This window comes from Microbacterium meiriae, assembly GCF_040686935.1.
Taxonomy (GTDB): Bacteria; Actinomycetota; Actinomycetes; order Actinomycetales; family Microbacteriaceae; genus Microbacterium; species Microbacterium meiriae.
The window spans coordinates 105,461-126,011 of sequence record NZ_JBFBMF010000004.1; the positions used below are offsets into that span (position 1 = coordinate 105,461).

Below are 20,551 nucleotides of genomic sequence, written 5' to 3' on the forward strand. Positions count from 1 at the left end.
CGCAGCGGTTCAGCGTGCGAGCGGATCGAGGCGGACGGAGCGGGCGACGGCCTCCTCGTCGCCGCACAGCCGGAGCCAATTGGCGAGGAGCCGGTAGCCCCCTGGGGTGAGGACGCTCTCCGGGTGGAACTGCACCCCGTGCACCGGCAGTGTCCGGTGCGCGAGCGCCATGACGGTGCCGCCGGGAGCGGTCGCAGTCACGGTGAGGTCGGCGGGAAGGTCACTCGCCGCGAGAGCGAGCGAGTGGTAGCGCCCGACGTCGAAGGGTGAGGGCAGACCCGCGAACAGCTCGGAGCCGTCGTGCCGGACGGCCGAGACCATGCCGTGCATGACCTCGGGGGCGGAACCGACGGCCGTGCCGAATGCGGCCCCGATGACCTGGTGCCCGAGACATACTCCGAGGGTGGGCACTCCCCGCCGCATCGCGATGCGTGCCGCGTCGACCGAGACGCCGGCATCGACGGGCGCCCCCGGCCCCGGAGAGAGCAGGAGGGCGTCATGCGCGCCGAGAAGCGCGTCGATCTCGGCCGGGTCGGTCGCGTCCGACTCCACCAGCGTGGTGTCGGCGCCGAGTTCCCGGAGGTAGCCCACGAGGGTGTGCACGAAGCTGTCGTGGTTGTCGACCACGAGCACCCTGGTCATTCGACGTCGACTTCGCCCGGCGCGATGAGCGGGCTGACCCACGGGAACACGTACCAGAACAACGCGTAGAGCACCGCGGCGATCACCACGAGCAGGATGAGGACGCGCAGCCACCACGGGCCGGGCAGCAGGCGCCAGAGTGCGGCGTACATGGGTCTTCTCTCTCCTGGTGGCGGGTCAGACGGACGGCGCGGCCGGCGGAGGCGGTGGGTCGGTGAGGGCGGACGGAGGCCCCTCGGCCCGAGGCTGGAAGCTCTCGAACACCCCGTAGGCGACGATGCGCTCGGCGAGCGAGTACAGCGGCGAGCACGCCGTCAGTGTGATGTACTGCTCGCCGGTCTGCTGCTCCGGCATCTGCGGCACGTCGGCGAGCACGTCGGTCTGCGTCGGCTTCACATACTCCAGGGTGCGGAACCGGTAGGTGTACCAGCCGTCGGGCGTCTCCACCACGATCGCGTCGCCCACGTGCAGCTTGTCGAGCTGGTTGAACGGCTTCCCCCAGGTCGTCCGGTGGCCGGCGAGCGAGAAGTTCCCCACCTCTCCGGGCATCTTCGACTGCGTGTAGACGCCGATGCCCTTCTGGTCGAGGGTGCGCGCGCGACTCGTGCCCCCGTAGATGCCGAAGTTGTAGTCGGCCCCGAATCGGGGGATGTGCATCTGACCGAACCACTCCCCGTCGGCCGGCGCCGTGGGGACGGGCGCCTCGTACACTGTCTCGCCGTCGTCCGTCTCGACCAGCGGCGGCAGTTCCGGTGCCTCCCCCGCGGCGAGCTGCTGCGAGATCGCGGCACCTTCCTCGTTCTTCTGGGCCGCGATGATGATGTCGCCGATCCACATCTGCCAGGCGACGAAGAGGAGCACGACGACGCCCGCGGTCAGGAGCAGTTCGCCGAGCACGCTCGCGAACGTGGCTCGCGACCGTGGTCGCTGCCGCCGTTCGCGCCGCCCCCCAGGCGCGACAGATGCAGTCATGGGCGTGATCATATCCGTCCGACCTGTGCAGCAGGAGACGGGGCATCGCCGATCCGCCCCCTGACGGCTCGTCGGCGCCGAGGTCTCCCGGGTACAATGACGGCATGGCACGTGACCGCAAGACCGAAGAACCCGCCATCGAGCGCGCCGAAGGCGACGCCGCTCCCAACGCCGTGTGGTTCAAGCCGGTGATGATCGGCTTCATGCTCCTCGGCCTCGCGTGGATCCTCGTGTTCTACATCTCGGGCATGCAGTTCCCCATCCCCGGGCTCGACAACTGGAATCTGGCCATCGGCCTGGGCATCGCCCTCATCGGATTCCTCATGACGACACGCTGGCGCTGATCGCGCAGAACGACAGAAAACCCCTCGCCTCTTCGGCGGGGGGTTTTCGTCTGTGGAGCGAAGCGGAAGTTATCCACAGGTTATCCCCACACTGGGGAGAATTACACCGATGTTATTCACAGGGGTTAACAACCCTGTTAACAACTCGGGATCAGGCCAAAAGGATCAGCGGCGGTACCACGGCGACCACGACGATCAACAGCACCACCAGGGCTGCGAGCGACACGATCTGCCAGGTCCGCTGATCGCGGCGCTTCGTGCGGACGTAGATCAGCGCCACGAGCGCACCCGTGATCGCGCCGCCGAGGTGCGCCTGCCAGGAGATGCCGCCCGCGAAGAATCCGAAGGCGAAGTTGATGCCGAGGATGACGAGGATGCCGGTGACGTTCGCCCCGATGTGCCGTCCGATGATTAGGAGCGACGCCAGGAGTCCGAAGATCGCCCCCGAGGCGCCGACCGTCCACGTCTCCGGCGCGAGAACGGCCACCATGACCGAACCCCCGAGACCGCTGATGAGATACAGCGCGAGGTAGCGGACGCGACCGAGCATCGGTTCGAGATTCTGTCCGAGCATCCACAGCGCGAGCATGTTCAGGGCGAGATGCACGAAGCCGCCGTGCACGAAAAGCACCGTCAGCAACCGCCACGGCTCGAACGGCAGGAGGGAGAGGTTCGGGTACAGGAACGGCGCGTAGAAGGCGAGGGCCTGGATGATCGGGGCGTTGAGCCCGGGGATGAGCTGCACGAGGCCGATGAACGACGTCACCGCGAGCAGCGCGTACGTGACCACGGGCTTGCCGCTGCGCACGGCACCCATGGTGGCTGCCCCACCGCCGCGCCACCGACGCGCGGCCTTCTTCTGCGCAGGGGTGCGGTTCTTGCGCTCCGCGTTCATGCACTCCGGGCAGATGACGCCGACCGGGGCAGGCGTCTGGCACTCCGGGCAGATCGTCCGAAGGCACCGCTGGCAGAGCACGAAGCTCTGCCGATCCGGATGCCGGTAGCAGAAGTTCTCACGGTTGTTCGTGAACTCGGGCGTCGTCATCCGGATCGGCCGTCGCTGTCGTCAGGCGGCGACGATGTCGATCGACTGCAGCACGACCGGCTCGATCGGGCGATCGCCCGCCGCGGTCGGAACGGCGGAGATCGCGTCGACGACCTTGCGCGACGCGTCGTCGGCGACCTCGCCGAAGATCGTGTGCTTGCCCTGCAGCCACGGCGTCGGGTCGGTCGTGATGAAGAACTGCGAGCCGTTCGTGCCCTCGACCTTGCCGGTGATGGCGTTGCGGCGAAGACCCGCGTTGGCCATCGCGAGGATGTAGGGCTCGTTGAAGTTGAGCTCGTTGTTGATCTCGTCGTCGAAGTTGTACCCCGGACCGCCGACGCCCTGACCGAGCGGGTCGCCGCCCTGGATCATGAAGTTCGGGATGATGCGGTGGAAGACGACGTCCTTGTAGAGAGGACCCTCGCCGGGCTTGCCGGTGGCGGGGTGCGTCCACTCCTGGGAGCCGTCGGCGAGGCCGACGAAGTTCTTGACCGTCTTCGGGGCGTGGTCGCCGAAGAGGTTGATGACGATGTCACCGTGGTTGGTGTGCAGAGTTGCGACGTGGGAAGCGTGAACCATGCGTTCATTCTCGCAGAGCTTCCGGTGAGCGGGCCGGGCGTGTACAACGCAGGGGCCGATGATGCAAGGGGCGGGCGATTCCCTCGCCGCATCCAGCCTCTCGTGGCAAGATGGGGAACCCGTACTCCAATGGACAGGAGAGCATCGTGAGCCTCAGCCGCAAGCGGAAGAAGCAGCTTCGTCGTCTTCAGAAGGACGCGAATCAGCTGTGGGAAGACCAGCAGGTGCTCGTCGGCCACGCTGCCGACGTCGCTCGTGAGGCGGGTCGCCAGCTCGGCAACTTCAATCGCGAGCAGATCGTCCCGGTCGTCCAGGACACCTACAACCGCCGCGTCGCCCCGGTCGTCGATCGTTCGGTGAAGGCCGGCAAGCACGTCGTGGACGACAAGGTCGTCCCGATCGTCGGCGGTGTCGTGGGTACGGCGCTGACCGCCTGGGACGTCGCGAACGCCAAGCGTCACGGCGTCGAGTACAAGGCCCGCAAGGCCGTCTCGCAGAAGAAGGGTCCTGGTCTCGGATCCGTCATCGCCATCGTCCTGGGTGCCGCGGCCGCGGTCGGCGTGCTCTACGCCGCCTGGCAGGCGCTGCGGGCCGACGACGAGCTGTGGGTGGCCGACGACCCGCTGTCGGCTCCCGACGCGTGACCACTCCCGACCCGCACGCGCGGGTGCGGGATGCTGCGGCCGCCCGCGGACTCGACATCGAGATCCGCGAGCGGCCGCAGGCGCGTAGCCTCGTCGAGGCCGCCGAGATCCTCGGCATCCCGCCGTCGGGCATCGTGAAGACCCTCGTGGTGAAACGCTCGGACGACACGTATCTGTTCGCTCTCGTCCCCGGCGGACGATCCATCTCCTGGCCCAAGCTGCGCGCCCTCGTGGGAGTCAACAAGCTGCGCCTCCCGGAGCCCGAGCTGGCCCTCGCGGCGACCGGCTACGAGCGCGGGACCATCGTGCCGATCGGCAGCACCACCGACTGGCCGGTCTACGCCGACGCATCGATCGTCGGTCAGCGGGTGGCGATGGGCGCCGGCACGCACGGCTACAGCCTCTTCGTCGACGCCGACGACCTCATCGCCGCGTACGACGCCACCGTCGCCGACATCTCGGTTCCCGACGAACGCTGACGGTCGACTCCTAGAGGATGCCGGCCATCCGCAACGCGATGTCGACCAGGCGAACGCGCTGCAAACCCGCGACCGCGGGGAGCGGGAACCATTCCGCGCGATCGGTGGATCCCTCCGTCTCCCAGCGGAGCTTCCCGCCGGATACCTCCGCCCGGTAGACGATGCGCAGGGTATGCAGCGGATCCGACGACTTCTGCACGCGCCGCCCGGCGGGGATGACACGGGAATGGATACCGAGCAGCGACCCGACCCTCACCGTGTAGCCCGTCTCCTCGCGGATCTCCCGGCGCACGGCATCCTCGGGCGCCTCGCCCGGCTCCAGCCCGCCGCCGGGAAGGGTCCAGGCCACTCGCCGGCCCTCGGTCCATCGCGCCAGGAGGAGGCGCCCACCCTCATCGGTGACGACCCCGTATGCGGCGACGCGCAGGTCCATGGAGACACCCTATCCGGGTATCGAGCCATCCCCCGCCGCGTGACGGGACCGGCGGATCGATCACGAATCGAGAAGCACGGGAGCGGTCGGCGTCCCTACGCTGAGACCATCATCGAGGCCGCACGAGAGGACCATCATGGCCGACACCGAGAAGAACTTCACCACCGAGGAGCGCGAGGCCATGCAGGCCGCCGCGAAGGAGGCGCGCACCCGACGCTCCCGAGCCAAGAAGTCGCCCGAGGAACTGCGCGCCGCCGGCGAGGCCGATCTCAAGGAAGCCGTCGCGAAGCTCACCGACGAGGACAGGCAGCTCGCCGAGAAGCTGCACGCGCTGGTCTCCGAGGTGGCTCCTGAGCTCGTGCCCCGCACGTACTACGGCATGCCGGCGTGGGGCCGAGACGGCAAGGTGCTGTGCTTCTTCCAGCCGGCGAGCAAGTTCAAGGTCCGCTACGGAACCTTCGGGTTCGAGCCGATCTCCCACCTCGATGACGGCACCGTCTGGCCGACCGCGTATGCGGTGACCGCGCTCACGGAGAAGGACCTCGAGTTCCTCGCCGCGCGCATCCGCCAGGCGATCAGCTGATTCGCGGTGAAGGCCTGATGCAGCGGTGTCGCTCGCGTTAGCGTGGTGGTGTGAGCACCCTCCCCTTCTCCGCCGCCGTCTACGCCCGCCGCCTGGAGCGCGCGCAGGACCTCGCGCATGCTGCCGGTTTCGACGCGATCGTCGTCGGCCCCGGCCCCGACCTCCAGTACCTCCTCGGCGTCGAGGGCGACACCATCGAGCGGCTGACCGCGCTGGTCCTTCCTCCCCGGGGCGCGGCTACGGTGGTCGTGCCACGCATGGAGCTCGCCAAGGTGCGCAGTACGGCCATCGGCGAGCTGGGACTGACGGTCGCCGACTGGGTGGACGGCGAGGACCCGTACGCCCTCGTGGCCGCGGCGACGGGTTCCGTCTCCCGCGTCGGCGTCTCGGATGCGCTTCCCGCGCTGCACGTCGTGCCGATCGGGGAGCGGCTGCAGGCGCGGCTCGAACTCGCCACGCCCGTCCTCCGGGAGGGCCGGATGATCAAGGATGACGAGGAGATCGCCGAGCTGCGTCGCGCCGGCGCGGCGATCGATGCCGTGCACCGCCGCGTACCCGCCTGGTTGCGCGCGGGGCGCACCGAGCGGGAGGTCGCCGCCGACATCGCCGCCGCGATCGTCGAGGAAGGCCATCGGACGGTCGAGTTCGTCATCGTCGGCTCTGGGCCCAACGGCGCGGATCCGCACCACGAGGTCTCCGACCGGGTCATCGAGGAGGGCGACGTGGTGGTCGTCGACATCGGCGGCGCCGTGCCGAGCGGGTACAACTCGGACAGCACGAGGACCTACGTCGTCGGAACTCCCGATCCGGTGGCAGCCGATCGCATCGCCACCCTCGTCCGCGCCCAGCAGGCGGCGGTGGATGCGGTGCGCCCTGGAGTCACGGCGGCGGAGGTCGACGCGGCCGCCCGTTCGGTGCTCGCGGAGGCCGGGCTGGGGGAGGCGTTCCTGCACCGCACGGGTCACGGGATCGGCGTCTCGGTGCACGAGGAGCCCTACATCGCCCCCGGCAACGACCTCGTGCTCCGAGAGGGCATGGCCTTCAGCATCGAGCCCGGCATCTACTTCCCGGGAGAGTGGGGCGCCCGCATCGAGGACATCGTGGTCGTGACGGCGGACGGGGTCGAACGCCTGAACACGGCACCGCACGGACTCACGGCAACCGACGGGTGAGGTGAGGCGGGGGAGAGGATGGTGGAGCCTAGGAGATTCGAACTCCTGACATCCTGCTTGCAAAGCAGGCGCTCTACCAACTGAGCTAAGGCCCCCTGAGGGAATTCTTGAATTGAAAGGGTGGGGCTACCAGGACTTGAACCTGGGACCTCTTCATTATCAGTGAAGCGCTCTAACCGCCTGAGCTATAGCCCCGTCAACCTCCAGAACTTTACCGGAGTTTCGGCGAAAATCCGAATCGAGGGCGGGGACCCCGCACGGGAGCCCCGCCCTCGCCCGGTTCATCGTCCGGGGTCGACGTTCACACTGCCGGCCGACACGGACACGTCGATCGTGCGACGGGCGCTGGGCGACTCGTCGACACGGGCATCGAACGACCCCGCATTGACGTCCCGACTGATCCGGTACTCCACATCCGGAAGGGTCAGGTTCAGGGATCCGGCGCTCACGTCGATGGTGGTCGTCGTCGGCGCGTCGCCGGTCAGCTCCACCGTCAGATCACCCGCGGCGATTCCGAGATCCGCCTGGTCGACGCCGTCGAGGAGGACGTCCGCCCGCCCCGCGTTCATCTGCACATCGACGGCCGAGGCCGCTCCGGAGACATCGAGGGATCCGGCGTTGATCTGCACCTCGAGGGTGCCGAACTCGCCGGAGACGTCGAGAGCGCCGGCATCGAGCGTGAGGCTCGCGTCGAGGTCCGAGCTGCTGAGCTCCTTCGGAAGGGTGAGCACGGCGCGCTCGTCGTCACCGAACCAGTTGCCGAACCACCAGCCGAAGGCGGGCCGAGGGCTCCGGACGACGAGCTCGTCCGCTTCGCGCTCGAACGTCCACGAACCTCGACCGTTGGTCACGGAGAGCTCCGCCGCGTCCACATCTCCGAAGTCGATGCGGACCATGCTCGCATCGGCGTCGAGATCGATCGCGGTGACGCCGTCGACGTCCACCGTCTGCACCGAATCCGGTCGGCTGGAGGACAGAAGGGTGCCGGTCGCCGCGACCGCCGCCGTACCTCCGGCTCCGAGCAGGGCGATCCCACCGACCACGGCGGTGACGATCATGACGGCGGTCGCTCCGGATGAACGCCGCGGTCCGGGCGCGCTCGGCGACGTCGTGGGGGAAGCCCCGGACGGCGGCGGCGGGGGAGTGATCGGGGTGTGCCCGCCCTGTGCTCCGGTGTTCTCGGTGGTCATCGTGAGACTCCTGTCTGGCCGTTCGGCGGCGTCGTGCCGCCCGTGTTCTCGAGGTGGGCCAGCGCGGCGAGCACGCGGCGGTTGCCCGCCTCGTCCTGTTCGAAGCCCAGCTTCTGGAAGATGGAGGTGATGTGCTTCTCGACGCTCGCTCCCGAGAGGAAGAGGAGGGCAGCGATCGCCTGGTTCGACTTGCCCTCGGCGAGCAGCGCCAGCACGGTGCGCTCCCGCTCGGTGAGCCGCATCATGCGATCGTCGCGGTTCCGGCGGGTCAGGAGCTGGGCCACGACCTCCGGGTCCAGCACGGTGGCGCCGTCGGCGATCCGCTGCACCGAATCGATGAACTCGGCGACATCCGCCACCCGGTCCTTCAGGAGGTAGCCGAGCGGACCGCCCTGCGCGGCGATGAGATCGGACGCGTAACGCTCCTCCACATACTGGGACAGCACGAGGATGGCGAGCGACGGATGCACCGCCCGCAGATCGAGCGCCGCGCGGATGCCCTCGTCCGTGAAGGTCGGCGGCAGCCGCACGTCCAGGATGCAGAGGTCGGGCGTGGTCGAGACCACGGCCTCGCGGAGACCGGTCGTGTCGGTGAGGGCCGCGACCACCTCGTGGCCGGCGTCCTCGAGCAGACGCACGAGCCCCTCGCGCAGGAGGACGGAATCCTCACAGATCATGATGCGCATGGCACGTTCACCTCCAGGCTGGTCGGACCGCCCTGGGGGCTGTCGAGTCGGAACGTTCCGCCCGCGGCGAGGATCCGGTTCGCGATGCCGTCGAGGCCCCCGCCCGGGATGACCTGGGCGCCGCCCATGCCGTTGTCCTCGACCCGCGCCCAGAGGATGTTCCCCTCGCGGAGCCGGACGCTGACCCGCGCTTCGCTCGCTCGGGAGTGCTTCGCCGCGTTGGTCAGCGATTCCGCGATGGAGAAGTACACCGCCGCCTCCGCATCACGTCCCGGCCGGCTTGCCCCGGCGCCGCCACCCTGGGTCCCTGAGCCGTACCCCTGGGTCCCTGCCCCGCCACCCTGGGTCCCTGAGCTTGTCGAAGGGTCCATCCGCACGTCCAACTGCACGGGGATGGGGGAGCGGCTGGCGAGCGCGGACAACGCGGCGTCGAGTCCGCGGTCGTCGAGCACAGAGGCGTGGATCCCGCGGGCGAGCTGCCGCAGTTCGGTGATGGCGGCCTTCGTCGACGTGTGGGCCTCGGAGATGAGCTCTTTCGCGGCGCCCGGGTCGGTGTCGATCTTCTGCTGGGCGAGCCCGAGCGTCATCCCGACGGAGACGAGCCGCGGCTGGACGCCGTCGTGCAGATCGCGCTCGATCCGCGTCCGTTCCACATCGGCCGCACGGACGGCACCCTCACGCTGGGCGGTGGATGTGCGGACACGCTCGGTGAGCTCGACCTCACGAGCCCGGGCGACGATCGCCAGCGCGAGTGTCCGGGCCAGGAGCGCGAGGCCGATGATCCCGGCGGCGGAGGCGAGTGCGCCGAGGACGCCGATCACGGGCGCCCAGGACACCGGGATCTGCCCGCCACCGAAGGGGCCGACGATGGTCTCGGCCGAGGTCAGCGGTGCGAAGGCGATGATCATCGACCAGAGGAGTGCCCAGAACAGTCGGAGCACCACGAAGCCGAGGACCGCGGTGATGGCGAAGTTCGCCACCGCACGCCACATCCGCCCATCGATCGCCTGCCTCCCGAGCGCGCGGAGCCAGCCGCCGAAGCCGGGACGGTCCCGCGGCTGGAGCCGCAGCGGGGCGTTCGGCACCCGGTACAGGGCGGCGACGCGGGCGATCTCGAACCAGCCGACGCCGAAGAGCGCATATACGAGGCCCACGAGCACCACGATGCCGACGCCGAAGACGAAGAGGAGGCCGAGTCCGGTGCCGAGGAGCCCGCCGAGCATGCCGAAGATGGCGCCCCCGATCACCCCGACACCGGCGAGATGCAGGATCGTGAGCGGGATGCGCAACGGCGGCTTCACCGCCGGCGCGGTGCCCGGGGTCGCAGTCTGTGTGGTCATGCTTCCACGGTAGGGCCGCCGTCGGACCTCGCCCACCGAGTCAACCGGACACTCCCGTTCGGGTTTTCCCTACCCCCACCCGCCGAGACCCCGCGCTATCGCCGAAACCCCGGCCTGCATCGGTGCGCAGGCCGGGGTTTCGGCGGAAAGACGGGGTTTCGGGTCAGTTCGACATGAAGCCGACGAGCAACCCGCCCGTGACCTTGACGGCCAGGTTGTAGATGCCCGCGACGACGGCGCCGAGCACCGTGAACACGATGAGGTTGAGGATGGCGACGACGGCCGCGAACGCCATGACCTGCGGCAGCCCCACGAGCTCGGACAGCGGGATCGCGCCGTCGGTGAAGCTGCGCACGAACTCGTCGGCGGTGGACATGATGCCGGTCGCCTGCAGCACGAGGAAGATCAGGAAGAACGACACCATCGTGACGACGGCCAGAGCGACCGCTCCCAGGAACGAGAGCTTCACCGCGGACCAGAAGTCGACGTAGACGAGCCGCAGCCGGACCTGCTTGCCGCCGGTCTTGCGTGTCGACTTCTTCGCCAGCTTGTCAGCCACTGTGCTCATGCGTCTGTATCCTCGGGTGTCTCAGTCGTCTGGGGGGCCTCGGCGTCGGCATCCGGCTCGGTCTCCTCTTCGGTGAGACCACGTTCGCCGTTCCGGGCGATGGCGAGGATGCGGTCGGCCTCCGTCGTGCGGGCGAACACCACTCCCATGGTGTCGCGACCCTTGGCGGGGACCTCGGCCACGGCAGAGCGTACCACCTTGCCGCTGGACAGAACCACCAAGACCTCGTCGTCCTCGGACACGATCAGACCACCCGCGAGAGTGCCCCGATCGTCGTTCAACTTGGCGACCTTGATGCCGTATCCGCCACGCCCCTGGACGCGGTATTCCTCGACGGCGGTGCGCTTCGCGTAGCCCCCGTCGGTGACCACGAAGACGTACTTCCCGGGTGCGGCGACGGAGGCGGACAGCAGGCTGTCACCCTCACGGAACTTCATGCCCTTCACCCCGGCGGTGGCACGGCCCATGGGGCGCAACGCCTCGTCGGTCGCCTGGAATCGCACCGACATGCCCTTGCGGCTGATGAGCAGGATGTCGTCCTCGGCGTTGACGAGGAGGGCGCTGACCAGCTCGTCCTCGTCGTTCAGACGGATCGCGATCACGCCGCCCTGGCGGTTCGTGTCGTAGTTGTCCAGACGGGTCTTCTTGACCAGGCCCTCGCGCGTGGCGAGGACGAGGTAGTCCGCCACCGCGTAGTCGCGGATGTCGAGGACCTGCGCGATGCTCTCGTCCGGCTGCAGCGCGAGGAGGTTCGCGACATGGGTGCCCTTCGCGTCGCGCCCTGCTTCCGGCACCTCGTACGTCTTCGCGCGGTAGACCCGGCCCTTGTCGGTGAAGAACAGCAGCCAGTGATGCGTCGTCGTGACGAAGAAGTGCTCGACGATGTCGTCCGCGCGCAGCTGGGCGCCCTTGACACCCTTGCCGCCGCGGTGCTGCGAGCGGTAGTTGTCGCTGCGCGTGCGCTTGATGTAGCCCTCGCGCGTGACCGTGACGACCATCTCCTCCTCGGCGATGAGGTCTTCCATCGACACGTCGCCGTCGAAGCCGTGCAGGATGTGCGTCCGCCGCTCGTCGCCGAACCGCTCGACGATGCCCGTCAACTCCTCGCGGATGATCGAGCGCTGGCGGCCCTCGTCGGCCAGGATCGCCTTGTAGTCGGTGATCTGAGCCTCGAGCTCGTTGGCCTGATCGATGATCTTCTGACGCTCGAGAGCGGCGAGTCGACGCAGCTGCATCTGCAGGATCGCGTCGGCCTGGATCTCGTCGATGTCGAGGAGCTTCTGCAGTCCCTCGTTCGCATCCGCGGTGGTCTGCGAACGACGGATCAGGGCGATGACCTCGTCGAGCGCGTCGAGCGCCTTCAGGTAGCCGCGCAGGATGTGCATGCGCTTCTCGGCTTCGCGGAGGCGGAACTCCGTGCGTCGGACGATCACATCGATCTGGTGAGCGATCCAGTGCGAGATGAAGCCGTCGATCGCGAGCGTCCGGGGGACACCGTCGACGATCGCGAGCATGTTCGCGCCGAAGTTCTCCTGCAGCTGCGTGTGCTTGTACAGGTTGTTCAGCACGACCTTCGCGACCGCATCGCGCTTGAGCACCACGACCAGGCGCTGACCGGTGCGGTCCGACGACTCGTCACGGATGTCGGCGATGCCGGTGATCTTGCCGTCACGGGCGAGGTCGCCGATCTTCACCGCCACGTTGTCGGGGTTGACCTGGTAGGGCAGCTCGGTGATGACGAGGCAGGTGCGACCCTGGATCTCCTCCACGTTGACGACTGCGCGCATCGTGATCGAGCCGCGACCCGTGCGGTACGCCTCATGGATGCCCTTGGTGCCGAGGATCTGCGCGCCGGTCGGGAAGTCCGGGCCGGGAATGCGCTGGATCAGACCCTCGAGCAGTTCCTCGCGCGAGACCCCGGGGTTGTCGAGAGCCCAGAGCGCCGCGTCGGACACCTCGCGCAGATTGTGCGGCGGGATGTTGGTCGCCATCCCGACCGCGATGCCGACCGAGCCGTTGACGAGCAGGTTCGGGAAGCGGGCGGGCAGGACCGTGGGCTCCTGCGTCTGACCGTCGTAGTTGTCGGTGAAGTCGACGGTGTCTTCCTCGATGTCGCGCACCATCTCGAGCGCGAGCTGAGCCATCTTCGTCTCGGTGTATCGCGGGGCTGCGGCACCCATGTTGCCCGGGGAGCCGAAGTTCCCCTGGCCGAGGGCGAGCGGGTACCGGAGCGACCAGGGCTGCACCAGACGGACGAGGGCGTCGTAGATCGCCGAGTCGCCGTGCGGGTGGTACTGACCCATGACCTCGCCGACGACGCGGGCGCACTTGGAGAACGACTTGTCGGGGCGGAACCCACCGTCGTACATGCCGTAGATGACACGGCGGTGCACCGGCTTGAGGCCATCGCGGACGTCGGGGAGGGCGCGGCCGACGATGACCGCCATGGCGTAGTCGAGATAGCTGCGCTGCATCTCCGACTGCAGATCGACCTGGTCGATCTTGCCGTGCTCGTGACCCTCGGTGATGTCGGGGCGTTCTTCGTCAGTCATGTGTCTTTCCTGGTGGGCTGAGCTGGTCGGAGCAGCGGGTCCCGTTCGACGGACTCAGGGACCCCGCGGTGATCAGATGTCGAGGAACCGGACGTCCTTGGCGTTGCGCTGGATGAAGCTCCGACGCGATTCCACGTCCTCGCCCATCAGCACGCTGAAGATCTCGTCCGCGGCGGCGGCGTCCTCGATGGTCACCTGACGAAGCGTCCGGGTGGTGTGGTCCATCGTGGTCTCCCACAGTTCCTTGGCGTTCATCTCGCCGAGACCCTTGTAGCGCTGGATGCCCGCGTCCTTGGGGATGCGCTTGCCGTTCTCCAGGCCGTAGGCCAGCAGCGCATCGCGCTCGGCGTCGCTGAACACGTACTCGTGTGCCGCGTTCGACCACTTGAGGCGGTAGAGCGGCGGCATCGCGAGGTACACGAAGCCGGCCTCGATGAGTCCGCGCATGTAGCGGAAAAGCAGGGTGAGCAGCAGGGTGGTGATGTGCTGACCGTCGACGTCGGCATCGGCCATCAGCACGATCTTGTGGTACCGCGCCTTCTCGATGTCGAACTCCTCGCCGATGCCCGTGCCGAAGGCCTGGATCATCGCCTGGACTTCCTTGTTGCCGAGCGCCTTGTCGAGACGCGCGCGCTCGACGTTGAGGATCTTGCCGCGCAGCGCCAGGATCGCCTGCGTGTGCGGGTCCCGACCCTGCACCGCCGAACCACCGGCCGAGTCGCCCTCCACGAGGAAGATCTCGCTGATCGACGGGTCCTTGCTCGTGCAGTCCTTGAGCTTGTCGGGCATCGCCGCGGATTCGAACACGCTCTTGCGACGCGCGGTCTCGCGTGCCTTGCGCGCGGCGAGGCGTGCCGTCGCCGCGTCGATGGCCTTGCGGATGACGTTCTTCGCCTGGTTCGGGTTGCGCTCGAACCAGTCGCCGAGCTGATCGCCGACGACCTTCTGCACGAAGGCCTTCGCCTCGGTGTTGCCGAGCTTCGTCTTGGTCTGACCCTCGAACTGGGGCTCGCCGAGCTTGATCGAGATGACGGCGGTCAGCCCCTCGCGCACGTCGTCTCCGGAGAGGTTGTCGTCCTTCTCCTTGAGGAGGTTGTTCGCACGGGCATAGCGGTTGACGAGAGTGGTGAGCGCCGCCCGGAAGCCCTCCTCGTGCGTGCCACCCTCGTGCGTGTTGATGGTGTTGGCGTAGGTGAACACGTTCTCCGTGTACGACGTCGTCCACTGCATCGCGACCTCGAGCGAGATCTTGCGCGCTGTGTCCTCGGACTCGAAGGCGATGATCTCCTCGTTGACGACCTCGGCGTGGCGCACCTTGTTCAGGTACTCGACGTAGTCGACGAGACCGCGCTCGTAGAAGAAGACGTCGCCCGGCTGCTTCGTGACCGCCTGGCCGTCTTCCTCGGTCTCGTACGCCGACTCCGGCCGCTCGTCGGACAGCTCGATGCGGAGTCCCTTGTTGAGGAACGCCATCTGCTGGAACCGGGTGCGGAGCGTGTCGTAGTCGAACTCGACGGTCTCCTGGAAGATCTCCGCGTCCGGCCAGAACGTGATGCTGGTCCCGGTCTCCTCGGTGGCCTCGCCCTTCTCGAGCTTCTGCTGCGGGACGCCGCCGTCGGCGAAGCTGTGCCGCCAGACGAAGCCCTTCTGCTTGACCTCCACGTCGAAGCGGGTCGACAGGGCGTTCACCACCGAGGATCCGACGCCGTGCAGACCGCCGGAGACGGCGTAGGCGCCGCCACCGAACTTGCCGCCCGCGTGCAGGATCGTGAGCACGACCTCGACGGTCGACTTCGAGGGGTCCGACGAGTGCGGGTCGACGGGGATACCGCGACCGTTGTCGACCACGCGCACGCCGCCGTCGGCGAGGAGGGTGACGAAGATCGTGTCGGCATACCCGGCCAGCGCTTCGTCCACCGAGTTGTCGACGATCTCGTAGACGAGGTGGTGCAGTCCGCGGGGACCGGTCGAGCCGATGTACATGCCGGGTCGCTTGCGGACCGCTTCGAGTCCTTCGAGGATCTGGATCGAGTCGGCGCCGTACTCGCCGGGCTGCTGCTTCTTCGGTGCGGGTGCCGCCGATCCTCCGGCCTGTGAGCCCGACGAAGCGTCGTTGTTCGGTTCCGTCTCGTCAGCAGGGGATTCAGGCGTCATCAGAGGGCATTCTCCAGATCGATATCTCGAACTCCCATTCTAGCCGGGTTTCGAGTCGAAATGCCGCTCAACGGCCGCGTGTGGCCCTCTGAGCGTTTCGGACCCCTTGCATGGTGCCCTACCCGTAGGTATCGCGCGGGCCCCGCCCTGGAACGGCTCTGGGACCCCATTTCCACGAGGGGACGTCCGGTCCGATGAAGCGGAGGTTCTCCACTCCCGCCTCCGGGTACCGTCGTCCGATCTCCGTGAGGATCGTCGCGCGCATGAACTGGAGGTTCTTCGCCCACGCGGTGGAATCGCACTTGACGGTGAGCAGTCCGCGCTCGAGAGACACCGGCTCCGAGTGCTTCGCGGTGTCCGCCCCCGCGAGGTCAGCCCACTGGCGGACGAGGTCCTCCCGGGCGAGCGTCGTCTCCCAGCCGGATTCGCGGCTGAGCGTGTCGAGGACGGAGCCGAGGCTTCCCGGATCGCGGCCGGGGGTGAACGGCGCGTTGTCGTCGTCGACGGAGATCCGCCTTTTGCGCTTCCAGTTCTTGGCGCTCGGCTTGAGTCCCCGCAGTCGCAGGTAGGTGGCGACGGTCTCGGGAGCCTCCGCCGAGGCCGCGCTGTCGGTGACCACGTCAGTCATTCGGCGCACCGTCCTCTCCCTGCAGCCGGTCCCGCTCATCGGTGATGGTCCCCGCCGTGATGCGGACGACGTGAGCATGGAGCACGTCGGGGATATCCTCCTCCACCGCTGCCGTGACCACCACCTGCTCGTAGCCCGCGGTGAGCGCGGCGAGCCGCTGCCGCCGATCGGCGTCCAGCTCCGCGAAGACGTCGTCGAGGATCAGTACGGGGTCGCCGGCCGGGGACTCGCTGCGGAGCAGCTCGGCGGACGCTAGTCGCAGGGCGAGTGCGACCGACCAGGACTCGCCGTGGGAGGCGTACCCCTTCACCGGCAGGTCCCGGACCCGCAGCACCAGGTCGTCCCGATGGGGTCCGGTGAGGGTGAGGCCGCGATCGAGTTCGTTCGAGCGTTTCGCCGCGAGAGAGGCGCGGAACATCTCGGCGATGCGACGGGCGTCCCCGCGCACGTCGTCGACGGGAGCGGCACCGTCCGCGTCATCGCGGTCGTCGTCATCCTCGGGATCGCTGCCGGCGACCGACAGCGTCCAGTCGAGCCGGGGACGGTGGTCCGCGCCGGCGATCGCCGCGTATGCATCGGCGACGGGCTGCTGCAGATCGGACGCCAGCCGCTGCCGTGCCGTGATGATCTCGGATCCGAGGGAGACGAGCTTGTCGTCCCAGACGTCGAGGGTGCTCAGCGCTTCACCGCGGATGCCCCGTGCCCGCGCCGACTTGAGCAGGGCGTTGCGCTGCTTGAGCACGCGATCGTAGTCACCCAGCACGGCGGCGAGTCGCGGGGTGCGCTGGATGAGGAGCTGGTCCGCGAACCGGCGGCGGGCCGAGGGGTCGCCCCGTACGATCTGGAGATCCTCCGGCGCGAACAGCACGACATGTGCGTAGCGGGGGAGCTCGTTCGTCTTCGACGGGGAGCCGTTGATCCGTGCCTTGTTCGAACCCTGGCGATTGAGCTGCACCTCGACGAGCACGCGTCGCTCACCGTGCGCGAGCCGGGCCCGGATGACGGCGAACTCCTGGCCGTCCCGCACCATCGGCGCGTCCGAGGACACCCGATGCGATCCCAGCGTCGCGAGGAACACCACCGCCTCCGCGAGGTTCGTCTTGCCCTGGCCGTTCCGCCCGACGAGGACGTTCGGCCCGCGGTGCAAGGCGAGTTCCGCGGTCGCGTAATTGCGGAAATCGACCAGGCTGAGATGCTCCACAATCACGGAGCCAGCCTACCTTCCGGGTCGGACACTCCCTCGGGGCCGGGGGCGCTCAGCGCAGGAGGAGGTTGGGCTGAAGGAGGTACTTGAACGAGTCCAGACCGGCCTGGTCGACCGACGTCTGACTGGTGATGAGGACCGGGCTCAGCTTGTTGGCGTTGTCGCTGGAGGTGAAGGTCACCCGCACGAACTCGCTCTTGACCGCACCGAGGGCTTCGATGAGGTACTGCGGGTTGAGACCCAGCGTCACCTCGTCGCCGCCGGAGAGGATCGCGTCGACCGACTCGGACGCGCGGGCGTGCTCGCTGCCCGATGCATCCATCGTGACGCTGTCGGTCGAGAACGTGAAACGCAGTGGCGCTGCGCGGTCGAGCACGAGGGAGACACGGCGGACGGCCTCGATGAGATCGGCCGTGTTGACGACGGCGTAGTGGTCGGTCTGCTCGGGGAAGAGGCGGCGGACCGGGGGGAAGTTGCCCTTGATGAGCAGCGACGTCACGGTCTTGTTGCCGGCGGTGAACGCGATGATCTCGCGATCCCCGGCACCCGAGAAGGCGATCTGGATCGTGCCGGCGTGACCGAACGTCTTGCCGACCTCGACGAGGGTGCGGGCGGGAACGAGTGCGGTGGCCTCGACGGCCTCGCCGTCCCAGGGCACGTCGCGGAGCGAGACCCGGTAGCGGTCGGTGGCGACGAGGCTGAGCGTCTGGCCGGTGACCTCGAGCTGGACACCCGTCAGCACGGGAGTCACGTCGTCACGGGACGCGGCGAAGCCGACCTGCGCGATCGCCGTGCCGAAATCGTCGGCCGGGACGACGCCGGAGGATCCGGACACCTCGGGAATGGACGGGTATTCCTCGACCGGCATGGCCGCGAGGGTGAAGCGAGCCGAGCCACAGGTCACGGCGATTCCGCCGTCATCCTCGACGGCGATCTCGATGGGAGCGTTCGGGAGGCGGCTCGCGATGTCGGAGAGCAGCCGCCCGTGGACGAGGATCGTGCCCGGTGTCTCGACCGTCGCCTCGATGGTCGTCCGTGCGGATGCTTCGTAGTCGAAGGCCGAGAGCGTGAGTCCGGAGCCGTCCGCCTCGATCAGGACACCGGCGAGGATCGGCTGTGGATTGCGCTGGGGCAGCAGCTTGACGACGAAGGACACAGCCTCGCTGAAGACATCGCGGTTGACCTGAAACCTCACGGGTGCTCCCTTGTCGTCGAACATGACGGGTCGTCGTCGGGTCCTGCCACTGCAGGGAATCCCATGCTAGCCCCACAGTCCTGCGGTTCCCTACGCCGGAGGACTTGTCATGCCGCCGCCGGTTCTCCCCACCGTCTGGTGATCGGATCGCACCCTGAATGACTTAACTCCTTAACGGTGTTAACACCTGTGGATACTGTGGATAAGTCGGTGGAAAGCAGGCGCGAGTAGGGAACTACACACGTGTCACTTGTGGAGACCCTGAGGAATCCGCGGGTGGACAGGGGTCGGTCGTCGTTTCGCCGTCCCGCGGTTATCCACAGGTTTCCCCGATCGCCCCACATTCGCGACGGCGCGTTCCACGTTCATCCACAAGTTATCCACATGTGCATAGACGCATCTATCCGGCGGATGCATGTCGCCGAAACGCCGAGAGGGACGCCGTCCGGTGTCGGATGCGGCGTCCCTCTCGCGGGTGCAGGTCGTCAGCGACGACCGAGCTGCGTGGTGATCTCGGTCACCTGGTTGTAGATCGAGCGACGCTCCTTCATGAGTTCGCTGATCTTCTTGTAGGCGTACATGACCGTCGTGTGGTCCCGGTTGCCGAAGAGCTGACCGATCTTCGGGAGGGAGAGGCTGGTGCGCTCACGGCAGAGGTACATGGCGATCTGCCGTGCGGTGGCGATCTGCTGCGAACGGCTGGAGCCGTAGAGGTCGTCGACGGTGAGCTTGAAGTACTGCGCGGTCGCGGTGATGATGTCGGTCGGCGAGATGATGTTGTCCTCGGCCGTGTCGATGATGTCCCGCAGCACGGTCTGAGCCAGGGAGATGTCGAGGGCAGAGCGGTTCAGGCTCGCGAACGCGGAGACGCGGATGAGTGCACCCTCCAGCTCGCGGATGTTCGAGGACACGACCGTGGCGATGTATTCGAGCACCTCGTCCGGGATGTGGAGGGCCTCGCTCTGCGCCTTCTTCCGCAGGATGGCGATACGGGTCTCGAGGTCGGGCGCCTGCACGTCGGTGATGAGGCCCCACTCGAACCGGCTGCGCATGCGGTCCTCGAAGCCGGTCAGGTGCTTCGGTGCGACATCGCTGGTGATGACGACCTGCTTGTTGTGGTCGTGCAGCGTGTTGAACGTGTGGAAGAACGCCTCCTGCGTCTCCGCCCGTCCCTGGAGGAACTGGATGTCGTCGATGAGGAGGATGTCCACGTCGCGGTACCGCGCTTGGAACGCGGCGCCGCGGTTGTTGGCGATGGAGTTGATGAAGTCGTTCGTGAACTCCTCGCTCGATACGTACCGCACCTTCACCCCGGCGTAAAGGGACTGCGCGTAGTCACCGATGGCGTGGAGGAGGTGTGTCTTGCCCAGTCCGGAGTCGCCGTAGATGAAGAGCGGGTTGTAGGCCTTGGCCGGAGCCTCGGCCACGGCCACGGCGGCCGCGTGGGCGAACCGGTTGGACTGGCCGATCACGAAATTGTCGAAGGTGTACTTCGGATTGAGGCGGGACTCGTGACGCAGCGCCGTCGGCTGCTCCATCGGCGACTCGGCGCGCACCGGCTCCTGGCGACCGAAGTCGGCGACCGCGATGGGGGCCGTGGGCTGGTCCGCGAGTTCGTGGTTCACGACCACCCGGTAGGACGTGACCTCTTCGCCGACGTGAGCGAGGGCCTCCATGATGGGCAGGCGGAGGCGCTTGTTGATCTGGGCGGCGGTGAGGTCGTTCGGCACCTCGAGGTACAGGGTCGCCGACATCACCCCGGCCGGCACCGCGAGGCTCAGGAAGCCCTGGAGCTGCGGCGTGACCCGATCGTCGGCTTCCAGCAGCTCCTGCACCGTGGTCCAGATCGGGACTTCGGGCTGGGCTGGTGAGGACATGGTGCTCCGGACGACGGATCGGGTCGGGGTCGACGTGCCGTTCCCCTGTGGATAACTTCGGATGCCACGGTAGTCACACCGGCTCGGAACGGCAACCTGCCCTTGAAAACACGCGGGCGTGTTGGATGTGGCGGATGCGTTCGGCTTGTGGATAATGGCTGTGCGGTACGCATGGGATGAGAAGCGGTACAGGTCGCAGATTTGCCCTGTCCGCCGCCAAGACGTACCCTTAGTCGGTTGACTTATGCCTGTTTGGCAGTTCCC

Annotated in this window: 21 protein-coding genes and 2 tRNA genes; 5 read left to right on the forward strand and 18 right to left on the reverse strand. The window is 67.7% G+C overall.

All coding sequences use genetic code 11. The annotated features are described in order from the left end of the window. Window positions 1–9: 9 nt before the first annotated feature. The 3 genes from AB0P08_RS13725 to AB0P08_RS13735 are packed head-to-tail and all read right to left on the reverse strand — an operon-like array spanning window position 10 to window position 1,614. Window positions 10–642, reverse strand: coding sequence for an anthranilate synthase component II (locus tag AB0P08_RS13725; protein ID WP_363590217.1), 633 nt, complete (start codon window positions 640–642; stop codon window positions 10–12). After that, the gene (locus AB0P08_RS13730; protein ID WP_136051341.1) at window positions 639–794 is read right to left on the reverse strand and encodes a DUF4175 domain-containing protein; all 156 of its coding nucleotides are present in this window, start codon (window positions 792–794) and stop codon (window positions 639–641) included. Before AB0P08_RS13730 ends, AB0P08_RS13725 begins: the two co-directional genes overlap by 4 nt. A gap of 25 nt (window positions 795–819) precedes the next feature. Then, entirely contained in the window at window positions 820–1,614 is a 795-nt protein-coding gene (locus AB0P08_RS13735) for a class E sortase (protein WP_187662801.1), read from the reverse strand. A gap of 104 nt (window positions 1,615–1,718) precedes the next feature. Between AB0P08_RS13735 and AB0P08_RS13740 the strand changes: the two genes are divergently transcribed. Continuing rightward, complete coding sequence (locus AB0P08_RS13740; protein WP_363590218.1) at window positions 1,719–1,958, forward strand: cell division protein CrgA; 240 nt, start codon at window positions 1,719–1,721, stop codon at window positions 1,956–1,958. A gap of 151 nt (window positions 1,959–2,109) precedes the next feature. Here AB0P08_RS13740 and AB0P08_RS13745 read toward each other — a convergent pair whose 3' ends face one another. After that, window positions 2,110–3,003: a rhomboid family intramembrane serine protease gene (locus tag AB0P08_RS13745; RefSeq protein WP_363590219.1), complete on the reverse strand. Its 894-nt coding sequence runs from the start codon at window positions 3,001–3,003 to the stop codon at window positions 2,110–2,112. A gap of 21 nt (window positions 3,004–3,024) precedes the next feature. After that, a complete protein-coding gene (locus AB0P08_RS13750) occupies window positions 3,025–3,582 on the reverse strand; it encodes a peptidylprolyl isomerase (protein ID WP_187662799.1) in 558 nt (185 codons plus the stop codon). Window positions 3,583–3,728: 146 nt separating this feature from the next. On the opposite strand from AB0P08_RS13750, the gene AB0P08_RS13755 reads away from it, so the two are divergent. Together AB0P08_RS13755 and AB0P08_RS13760 are read left to right on the forward strand one after the other, a co-directional pair. After that, on the forward strand, window positions 3,729–4,226 hold the full coding sequence (locus AB0P08_RS13755) for a hypothetical protein (protein ID WP_025102885.1): 498 nt from the start codon (window positions 3,729–3,731) through the stop codon (window positions 4,224–4,226). Beyond that, window positions 4,223–4,705: an aminoacyl-tRNA deacylase gene (locus AB0P08_RS13760; protein ID WP_232089133.1), complete on the forward strand. Its 483-nt coding sequence runs from the start codon at window positions 4,223–4,225 to the stop codon at window positions 4,703–4,705. The genes AB0P08_RS13755 and AB0P08_RS13760 overlap by 4 nt, the downstream gene beginning before the upstream one ends. A 10-nt stretch (window positions 4,706–4,715) precedes the next feature. On the opposite strand, the gene AB0P08_RS13765 is transcribed toward AB0P08_RS13760, so the two are convergent. Then, the gene (locus tag AB0P08_RS13765) at window positions 4,716–5,138 is read right to left on the reverse strand and encodes an NUDIX hydrolase (protein WP_187662798.1); all 423 of its coding nucleotides are present in this window, start codon (window positions 5,136–5,138) and stop codon (window positions 4,716–4,718) included. A gap of 136 nt (window positions 5,139–5,274) precedes the next feature. Between AB0P08_RS13765 and AB0P08_RS13770 the strand changes: the two genes are divergently transcribed. Together AB0P08_RS13770 and AB0P08_RS13775 are read left to right on the forward strand one after the other, a co-directional pair. Next, on the forward strand, window positions 5,275–5,721 hold the full coding sequence (locus AB0P08_RS13770) for a hypothetical protein (protein WP_363446022.1): 447 nt from the start codon (window positions 5,275–5,277) through the stop codon (window positions 5,719–5,721). A 50-nt stretch (window positions 5,722–5,771) separates the two neighbouring features. Further along, window positions 5,772–6,893, forward strand: coding sequence for a M24 family metallopeptidase (locus AB0P08_RS13775; protein ID WP_363590220.1), 1,122 nt, complete (start codon window positions 5,772–5,774; stop codon window positions 6,891–6,893). Window positions 6,894–6,912: 19 nt separating this feature from the next. Here AB0P08_RS13775 and AB0P08_RS13780 read toward each other — a convergent pair. From AB0P08_RS13780 to dnaA, 12 genes are all read right to left on the reverse strand, one after another. Further along, window positions 6,913–6,988 (reverse strand) — tRNA-Ala (locus tag AB0P08_RS13780). A gap of 26 nt (window positions 6,989–7,014) precedes the next feature. Further along, window positions 7,015–7,088: transfer RNA gene (locus AB0P08_RS13785), tRNA-Ile, on the reverse strand. 86 nt (window positions 7,089–7,174) lie between these two features. After that, window positions 7,175–8,083: a DUF4097 family beta strand repeat-containing protein gene (locus AB0P08_RS13790; protein WP_363590221.1), complete on the reverse strand. Its 909-nt coding sequence runs from the start codon at window positions 8,081–8,083 to the stop codon at window positions 7,175–7,177. Further along, window positions 8,080–8,769 (reverse strand): LuxR C-terminal-related transcriptional regulator, encoded by a 690-nt coding sequence (locus AB0P08_RS13795; RefSeq protein ID WP_363590222.1) that lies wholly within the window; start codon window positions 8,767–8,769, stop codon window positions 8,080–8,082. The genes AB0P08_RS13790 and AB0P08_RS13795 overlap by 4 nt, the downstream gene beginning before the upstream one ends. Beyond that, window positions 8,757–10,109: a sensor histidine kinase gene (locus AB0P08_RS13800; protein WP_363590223.1), complete on the reverse strand. Its 1,353-nt coding sequence runs from the start codon at window positions 10,107–10,109 to the stop codon at window positions 8,757–8,759. The genes AB0P08_RS13795 and AB0P08_RS13800 overlap by 13 nt, the downstream gene beginning before the upstream one ends. A 163-nt stretch (window positions 10,110–10,272) precedes the next feature. After that, on the reverse strand, window positions 10,273–10,677 hold the full coding sequence (locus AB0P08_RS13805) for a DUF3566 domain-containing protein (RefSeq protein ID WP_025102877.1): 405 nt from the start codon (window positions 10,675–10,677) through the stop codon (window positions 10,273–10,275). Next, entirely contained in the window at window positions 10,674–13,229 is a 2,556-nt protein-coding gene (gene gyrA, locus AB0P08_RS13810; RefSeq protein ID WP_363590224.1) for a DNA gyrase subunit A, read from the reverse strand. The genes AB0P08_RS13805 and gyrA overlap by 4 nt, the downstream gene beginning before the upstream one ends. Before the next feature lie 72 nt (window positions 13,230–13,301). Continuing rightward, window positions 13,302–15,383 carry a DNA topoisomerase (ATP-hydrolyzing) subunit B gene (gene gyrB / locus AB0P08_RS13815; RefSeq protein ID WP_187662791.1) on the reverse strand — a complete coding sequence of 694 codons (2,082 nt, stop codon included), beginning with the start codon at window positions 15,381–15,383 and terminating at the stop codon, window positions 13,302–13,304. Window positions 15,384–15,501: 118 nt separating this feature from the next. Beyond that, entirely contained in the window at window positions 15,502–16,011 is a 510-nt protein-coding gene (locus AB0P08_RS13820) for a DciA family protein (RefSeq protein WP_363590225.1), read from the reverse strand. Then, window positions 16,004–17,218, reverse strand: coding sequence for a DNA replication/repair protein RecF (gene recF, locus AB0P08_RS13825; RefSeq protein ID WP_363590226.1), 1,215 nt, complete (start codon window positions 17,216–17,218; stop codon window positions 16,004–16,006). The genes AB0P08_RS13820 and recF overlap by 8 nt, the downstream gene beginning before the upstream one ends. Before the next feature lie 49 nt (window positions 17,219–17,267). Beyond that, window positions 17,268–18,410 (reverse strand): DNA polymerase III subunit beta, encoded by a 1,143-nt coding sequence (dnaN, locus tag AB0P08_RS13830; protein ID WP_259954814.1) that lies wholly within the window; start codon window positions 18,408–18,410, stop codon window positions 17,268–17,270. Window positions 18,411–18,895: 485 nt separating this feature from the next. Continuing rightward, on the reverse strand, window positions 18,896–20,287 hold the full coding sequence (gene dnaA / locus AB0P08_RS13835) for a chromosomal replication initiator protein DnaA (protein ID WP_187662787.1): 1,392 nt from the start codon (window positions 20,285–20,287) through the stop codon (window positions 18,896–18,898). Window positions 20,288–20,551: the final 264 nt, after the last annotated feature.